This window comes from uncultured Shewanella sp. (assembly GCF_947501665.1).
In the GTDB taxonomy this organism is placed as follows: Bacteria; Pseudomonadota; Gammaproteobacteria; order Enterobacterales; family Shewanellaceae; genus Shewanella.
The window spans coordinates 1-431 of sequence record NZ_CANMWS010000092.1 but is presented as its reverse complement, the minus strand read 5'-3'; the positions used below and the strand labels follow the sequence as shown (position 1 = coordinate 431).

Annotated in this window: 1 protein-coding gene; it reads right to left on the bottom strand. The window is 44.8% G+C overall.

All coding sequences use genetic code 11. The annotated features are described in order from the left end of the window. Window positions 1-140: 140 nt before the first annotated feature. On the bottom strand, window positions 141-431 hold a 291-nt coding region (locus Q0976_RS24045), incomplete at its 5' end, for a transposase (protein WP_299497398.1).

Here is a 431-nt window from a genome sequence, read left to right as displayed (position 1 = left end):
TGAGTACCGCACCTTTGTAGCTTATCGTCCCTACGGGTTTCGCTGCTCCCGTGTTCTTTCCCAGCATTGACAAAGGTCGGTTTTACCTGTTACTTCATTACATTTTATCGCATCGCTTGGTGTGGATGACGCTGTACTTTTTAATTGGCTCTATATTCTGTTTGTTTGTATAACATCGACCAGATGATCCTTGCGAGTTTATTCGCGACAGCAACCACCGCTTTATGCTTGCCTCTTCGTTCAATCAACTGTTTCGCCCAAACAGAGATTCTATCTGTACTTTGTTCAACATGGCGTATGATAGACCAAGCGCCTTGAACAAGTAGTCGCCTTAGATAACGGTTGCCGCGTTTTGTAATACGACCTAATTTTTGTTTGCCGCCACTTGAATGCTCTCGTGGCACAAGACCTAAATTGGCAGCGAAATGACG